The sequence below is a fragment of the Thermus antranikianii DSM 12462 genome (genome assembly GCF_000423905.1).
GTDB classification, from domain to species: domain Bacteria; phylum Deinococcota; class Deinococci; order Deinococcales; family Thermaceae; genus Thermus; species Thermus antranikianii.
The window spans coordinates 45,685-51,949 of the sequence record NZ_AUIW01000013.1 but is presented as its reverse complement, the minus strand read 5'-3'; the positions used below and the strand labels follow the sequence as shown (position 1 = coordinate 51,949).

The 6,265-nt window shown below is 66.6% G+C and carries 5 protein-coding genes and 1 pseudogene; 2 read left to right on the top strand and 4 right to left on the bottom strand.

The features are described 5' to 3' along the window. Positions 1 to 306: pseudogene (locus G584_RS0109155) on the top strand (transposase); the annotation flags it as partial. Positions 307 to 362: 56 nt separating this feature from the next. Next, entirely contained in the window at positions 363 to 1,253 is an 891-nt protein-coding gene (rocF, locus tag G584_RS0109150) for an arginase (protein ID WP_028494364.1), read from the top strand. A 31-nt stretch (positions 1,254 to 1,284) separates the two neighbouring features. Here the strand turns inward: rocF and G584_RS0109145 are convergent, their stop codons facing one another. From G584_RS0109145 to nuoL, 4 genes are all read right to left on the bottom strand, one after another. Continuing rightward, complete coding sequence (locus tag G584_RS0109145; protein WP_028494363.1) at positions 1,285 to 1,668, bottom strand: hypothetical protein; 384 nt, start codon at positions 1,666 to 1,668, stop codon at positions 1,285 to 1,287. A gap of 85 nt (positions 1,669 to 1,753) precedes the next feature. Next, entirely contained in the window at positions 1,754 to 3,043 is a 1,290-nt protein-coding gene (locus G584_RS0109140; protein WP_028494362.1) for an NADH-quinone oxidoreductase subunit N, read from the bottom strand. Further along, a complete protein-coding gene (locus G584_RS0109135) occupies positions 3,040 to 4,449 on the bottom strand; it encodes a complex I subunit 4 family protein (protein WP_028494361.1) in 1,410 nt (469 codons plus the stop codon). The genes G584_RS0109140 and G584_RS0109135 overlap by 4 nt, the downstream gene beginning before the upstream one ends. Beyond that, the gene (gene nuoL, locus G584_RS0109130; RefSeq protein WP_028494360.1) at positions 4,443 to 6,263 is read right to left on the bottom strand and encodes an NADH-quinone oxidoreductase subunit L; all 1,821 of its coding nucleotides are present in this window, start codon (positions 6,261 to 6,263) and stop codon (positions 4,443 to 4,445) included. Before nuoL ends, G584_RS0109135 begins: the two co-directional genes overlap by 7 nt. Positions 6,264 to 6,265 lie beyond the last annotated feature (2 nt).

Below are 6,265 nucleotides of genomic sequence, written 5' to 3'. Positions count from 1 at the left end.
GTACGGCGCGCGGCGAGCTACGCCCTCACCAGCTTGGGAGCCGAGGAGGCGGACGCGAGGCGGCTTGGGGAGCTTCTCCTTTCCCGGTGGGAGGTGGAGAACCGGTCCTTTTGGGTACGGGACGTCCTCCTCCATGAGGACGCCTGCCAGGTGCGGGGCGTGGGGGCGCAAGTCTTGGCGGTCCTCCGGGCCTTTCTGGTGTCCCTGCTGTACCGCAGGGGGGTGCGGAAGAAGAAGGCGGCCCTGGAGACCTTCTCCTTCCATCCCCTCTCCGCCCTCAGGTTCCTGGGGCTCTATGCGGTATAACGGTCAAGTCTGGTCGGCATAAAGTTCCCAAGCGGTGCATGGGGTTTTCTGCTAGCATGCCCCCCATGGAGCGGGTGGCCATCCTGGGAGTGCCCATGGACTTGGGTGCAGGCCGGCGTGGGGTGGACATGGGGCCTTCCGCTTTGCGCTACGCCCGGCTGGCGGAGGAACTCGAGGCCCTGGGTCTGGCGGTGGAGGACCTGGGGGACGTGCGGGTACCCGTGGCGGAAACCCTCAGGCGCAAGGGCTTGCGCCCGAGCGGGGAGAACTACTTGGAGGAGATCCGCCAGGCGGCCCTCGAGCTCAAGGAGCGGCTCCGTTCCCTGCCGGAGGGGGTGTTTCCCATCGTGCTGGGCGGGGACCATTCCCTGAGCATGGGTTCGGTGAGCGGGGTGGCCAAGGAGCCCTTGGGGGTGGTCTGGGTGGATGCCCATGCGGACTTCAACACCCCCGAAACCAGCCCTTCGGGAAACATTCACGGCATGCCCCTGGCGGTGCTCTGCGGGCTTGGGCACCCCCGCCTCACGGAGGCCTTCCAGGCGGTGGATCCCAAGAGGGTGGTCCTGGTGGGGGTGCGGAGCCTGGACCCCGGGGAGAAGCGGCTTCTTCGGGAAATGGGGGTTGCCGTTTACACCATGCACGAGGTGGACCGCCTGGGGGTAGCCCGCATCGCCGAGGAGGTTTTGGAAAGGCTCGCCGGCCTGCCCCTCCACGTTTCCCTGGACGCCGACGTCCTGGATCCCACCCTGGCTCCCGGGGTGGGGACCCCGGTGCCCGGGGGCCTCTCCTACCGGGAGGCGCACCTTCTTATGGAGATCCTGGCCCAGTCGGGCCGGGTGCGGAGCCTGGACCTGGTGGAGGTGAACCCCATTCTGGACGAGCGTAACCGCACCGCGGAGATGATGGTGGGATTGGCTTCAAGTCTATTGGGGAAGCGTATCCTTTGAGGATTCAGGCGGGAGGGGGTACGGATCCTCTTCAGTCCCTAGCCCGTCCCCGCAGGTGCGTCCCCACCTTCTTTCCCTCTTGGAAAGCCAGGGTAAGGCCGGCCAGGCTCGGTCCCCGTTTGCGGTAAAGAAGGGGCTCGAGGGCCTCCCTCGCCCATTCGCTCACCAGCACGGGAAAGTCCAGCCCCGTTTCCAGGAAGTACTCCTCCGCTTCCCGCCAGGCTCCCTCGCTCCGGCGGAAGAAGGCGGAAAGGTCCTTGGGCGCAGGGGCTTCCGGCCAGAGGAAGCCGCTCACCACCCCTAGGAGCCAGGCTCCTCGGAGGTCCTTGGGCAAGGCCTGGGCCCCCCGGGCCACGTAGCCCAGGGGATCCTTGTGCAGAAGCTCCCACGGCAGATGGGCCAGGGGGTCCTCCATGCTTCGAGTGTAAACCTGGGGTGGGGAAAAATCCCGGGCCCCGGGATACCTTCCGTACCCCAGGGCCCGAAAGGAAGCCCCGGGGTTAGCCCGCGGCCAGGGCGGGGAGAACCGCCCCGGGGATAAGGCCCAGCAGGATGAGGAGAAGGGCCACCCCCAGGGCCACGCTCCGGGCCAAGGGACGGGGGTGGGCCTCGGCTGCCCCTTTCTGGAACACCGCCAAGCCCAGGGCCAGGTAGTAGTAGGCGCTCACGGCGCTGGTCACCAGGGCCAGGACCAGAAGCCCCCAGGCCCCCGCCTTGGCGGCCTCGCTGAAGACCAGGTACTTGCCCCAAAAGCCCGCCAGCGGGGGCAGGCCCAGGAGGGAGAGGGAGGAGACGAGGAGGCCAAGGCCCAGGAGGGGGTCCTGGTGGAAGAGGCCCTTTACCCTTTCCAGGGGCACGCGGTCGGGGGAGATCTCCGAGAGCACGGCAAAGGCCAGCCCCGTGGCCAGCACGTAGGTGAGGAGGTAGAAGCCCAGGGCCTGCAGGTTCCCCGTGTAAAGGGCCAAGGCCATGTACCCCGCATGGGCGATGGAGCTATAGGCGAGAAGCCGCTTGGCCTCCTTCTGGCCCAGGGCGGCCAGGTTCCCTAGGAGGACGGAGAGGGCGATGAGGAGGGCCAGGGCATCCAGGGCACCCAGGGCACCCGGTCCCACCACCCGGAGGAGGGCGGCGAAGGCCGCCGCCTTAACCCCTGTGGCCATGAAGAGCACCACCGGGGTGGGGCTACCCTGGTAGACATCCGGGGTCCAGAAGTGGAAGGGAGCCAGGGCCACCTTGAAGCCAAGCCCCACCAGGAGGAGGCCCAGGGCCAGGGCGTAAAGGGGGCCTTCCCCAGGGGTTCCCGCCAGGAGGCTTCCCGTGGCCCCGTAGTGGAGGGCGGTGCCGTAGAGGAAGAAGGCGGCCGCCAGGGCCCCCAGAAGGAAGTACTTCAAGGCGGCCTCCAGGCCTTCTCCCCGCCGCCAGGTGGCCAGGGCGTAAAGGGGCAGGGAGAGGGCCTCGAGGGCCACCAGCATCAGGATGAGGTTCTTGGTGGAGGCGAGAAGGTGCATGCCCAGGGCGGCGTAGAGGACCAGGAGGTAGAACTCAAACCGCCGGGTGCGCACCAGCCCCACGGTCCAGAGGGCTCCCAGGAGGGCGAGCAGGGTGAAGACCTGGGAGATGCCGTCCACCTGGTACGGCCCAAAGGCGAAGGGCTTCCCCCAGGTGAAGAGGAGGGAGAGCAGGGCCAGGGAGAGCCCCAGGATGGTGAGGCGCTTGAAAAGGGGCACGGAGACGAAGAAGCCCACAAGGGTGAGGGCTACGGCAAAGGAGCTCAGCACCAAAAGGATCATGCGCCACCTCCAAGGATCTTGGCGAAGGCCTCCGCCAGGGGCTCAAGGCCCTTTACGAAGAACCCGGGGAAGACCCCCATGAGGACCAAAGCGGCCACCGCCAGGAAGGCGAAAGGCCATTCCGCCCCCTTGAGGTCCTCCGCTCCCCTTTGGCCTTCCTCCCAGAAGACCTTCTGGAAGGCGGTGAGGGCGTAGGCGGCTCCGGCGATCACCGAGAGGAAGGCGATGGCGGTGAGCCAGGGGCTGGCCTTGTAGGCGCCCAGGAGGGTCATAAGCTCCCCGGGGAAGCCGGAAAGCCCGGGAAGCCCCACCATGGCCAGGAAGAGGAAGAGGGCCAGGGCGCTTAAGCCGGGGGCGCTTTCGGCCAGGCCCCGGAAGCGGCCGATCTCCAGGGTGTGAAGCCGCTCGTAAAGCCGCCCTGCCAGGAGGAAGAGCCCTCCCGTGTACACCCCGCTGGCCGAAAGGAGGTAAAGCCCCCCCAAGGCGCCTTCCGGGGTACCGGAGAAGACGCCCAAGGCGGCCACCCCCATGTGGGAAACCCCGGCGTAGGCCAGGAGGGTTTTGAAGTCCTTGGCGGAGAAGGCCACCCAGGCCCCGTATAGGGCGGAGATGGCCGCCAGGAAGAGGAGAAGCCCCTGAAGCTCCGCAAACCCCTCGGGGGCGAGGGGGATGGCGAAGCGGAAGAAGGCGAAGACCCCCACCTTGTAAAGGGTGCCCAGGGCGTCGGCGAGCCCCGAGGGATGGTTTTCCTGGTGGAAGAGGGGGAGCCAGGCGTGCACGGGGAACAAGGGGGTCTTGACGGCGAAGGCCAGGGCGAAGCCCAAAAAGATCCAAAGGGCGGCGCCTCCCTTAACCGGATGGGCCAGGAGGTCCTCGAGGAGGAAGGTGGGGCTACCCCCTAGCGCTTTCACTGCCAGGATGGCGGCCAGCATGGGCAAGGAGCCCGCCAGGGTGAAGAGGAGGAAGGTGTAGATGGCCCGGATCCTTCCCTCGCCCCCGTAGAAGAAGAGCATGAGGAGGGCTGGGATTAAGGCCGCTTCGAAGAAGAGGTAGAAGACCAGAAGGTCCCGGGCGGCGAAAAGCCCCAGGAGGAGGCCGGACATGAGAAGGGCAAGCCCCAAAAACCGCCCCTCCACCTTGGCCACCAGGGCCCCCAGGAAGACGGTGAGGCCGATGGTGAGGAAGAAGAGGGCGGAAAGGCCATCCAAACCGAAGGCCCAGTAGACCCCGGCCCCGGGAAGGAGGGGGGCCTGGACCCCATGGGCCACCCCGCCCGGGTGGGTGAGAAAGAGGTAGAGGTTCAAGAGAAAACTCAGGCCCGCTCCCAGGACCCCCAGGGCGCGGGGAAGGCCCAGGAGGAGGAGAAGGCCGAAGAGGATGGGTAGGAGGATCGCCAGGACTACCACCGCATCACCCCCAGCAACACCAGAACGCCCAGCACGAAAAGCAGGGCGTAGACCCTTAGATAGCCGGTCTGCAGGCGGGCGATACCCTGTCCCAGGGTCCGCACCGTTCCGCCTAGGCCAAAGTAGCCGCGAAGGAGGCTGCCGTCCCCGTAGAAGAGGGCTTCCGCCAGGGCCTTCAAGGGGTTGACGATGAGGGCGTTGTACACCCGGTCGGCGAAGAAGCTTTCCCGGCTCCAGGCCTCAAAGGTGAGGTACCAGCTGGGGAAGGCCTTCCTCTGGAAGAAGGTGTAGCCCAGCCAAAGCCCAAGGAGGGCCACCGCACCCGAGAGGGCGATGAGGCCCCACTCCGCTCCCAGGGACAGGTGGTGGGCTTCCACCTCCGCTAAGGTGGGCTTCAAAAAGGGCTCGAGGAGGTTGGGCAAGGGATAGGGCAGGGCCAGGTACCCCGCCAGCACCGAGCCCAGGGCCAGGAGGTGGTTGGGCCACAGCATCACGGGAGGGGCCTCGTGGGGGTGATGGTGGTGGCCCCGCTCCTCGCCCAGGAAGACCAGGACGAACCAGCGCATGGCGTACATGGCCGTGAGGACCGCTACGAAAAGCGCCCCCAGGTAGAAGCCCAGGCCGCCGAAGGGGTAGGTGAGGGTGGCGGTGAGGATGGCGTCCTTGGACCAGAAGCCGGAGAGCAGGGGCAGGCCCCCCAGGGCCAGGGCCCCGATGAGCCCGTGCCAGCGGGTTAAGGGCAGGTGCTTCCAAAGGCCGCCCATCTTCCGCACATCCTGCTCCCCGCCCAGGGCGTGGATCACGCTTCCCGAGGCCAAGAAGAGGAGGGCCTTGAAGAAGGCGTGGGTGAAGACGTGGAAAAGCGCCACCCAGTAGGCCCCCACCCCCGCCGCCAGGAACATGTAGCCCAGCTGGCTGATGGTGGAGTAGGCCACAATCCTTTTGATGTCGTTCTGGCCGAAGGCGGAAAGGGCCCCGTAAAGGGCGGTGATGAGGCCGATGACGGCGATGGTGTAGGAGACATCGGGAAGGTTGGCGTAGAGGAAGGAGCTACGGGCGATGAGGTAAACCCCGGCGGTCACCATGGTGGCCGCGTGGATCAAGGCGGAAACCGGGGTAGGGCCGGCCATGGCGTCGGGAAGCCAGACCATGAGGGGCACCTGGGCGCTTTTGCCCACGGCCCCCAGGAAGAGGAGGAGGCCCGCCAGGGCCAGGAGGCTGGGGTTCTTCAAGGGGCCTTCCAGGGCCTCCCTCAGCTCGCTGATGGAGAGGGTGCCGTAAAGGGCCCACAGGATGGCCATGCCCAGCATGAAGCCCAGGTCGCCGATCCGGTTCACGATGAAGGCCTTGCGGGCGGAGTCGGCGTACTGGGCGTTCTTGTACCAGAAGCCGATGAGGAGGAAGCTGGCCAGGCCCACCCCCTCCCAGCCGATGAACATCACCGGGTAGCTGTCGGCCAGGACCAGGGTGAGCATCATGGCGATAAAGAAGTTGAAATAGGCGAAGAAGCGGCTATAGCCTGGATCCCCGGCCATGTAACCGATGGCGTAGACGTGGATGAGGAAGCCCACCCCGGTGACGACGATGAGCATGAAGCCGGAGAGGTTGTCCAGAAGCAGGCTAAAGGGGATCCCGGGAAGCCATTCCACCTCGTAGCGGGCCCCGCCCGAAAGGAGAAGGCCCACCCCCACCAGGAAGGAGGCCAGGACCAGGGCCGAGGCCAGGACCCCGGGGAGGGGTTCTCTCATCCGTTTTCCGAAAAGCCCCAAAAGGGCAAAGCCCAAGAGGGGAAGGAGGATGGTCAGCAGCAGCATCT

Coding starts and splice junctions, on each gene's coding strand:
- rocF (WP_028494364.1), top strand. CDS start 363: ATGCCCCCCATGGAGCGGGTGGCCATCCTGGGAGTGCCCATGGACTTG.
- G584_RS0109145 (WP_028494363.1), bottom strand. CDS start 1,668: ATGGAGGACCCCCTGGCCCATCTGCCGTGGGAGCTTCTGCACAAGGAT.
- G584_RS0109140 (WP_028494362.1), bottom strand. CDS start 3,043: ATGATCCTTTTGGTGCTGAGCTCCTTTGCCGTAGCCCTCACCCTTGTG.
- nuoL (WP_028494360.1), bottom strand. CDS start 6,263: ATGCTGCTGCTGACCATCCTCCTTCCCCTCTTGGGCTTTGCCCTTTTG.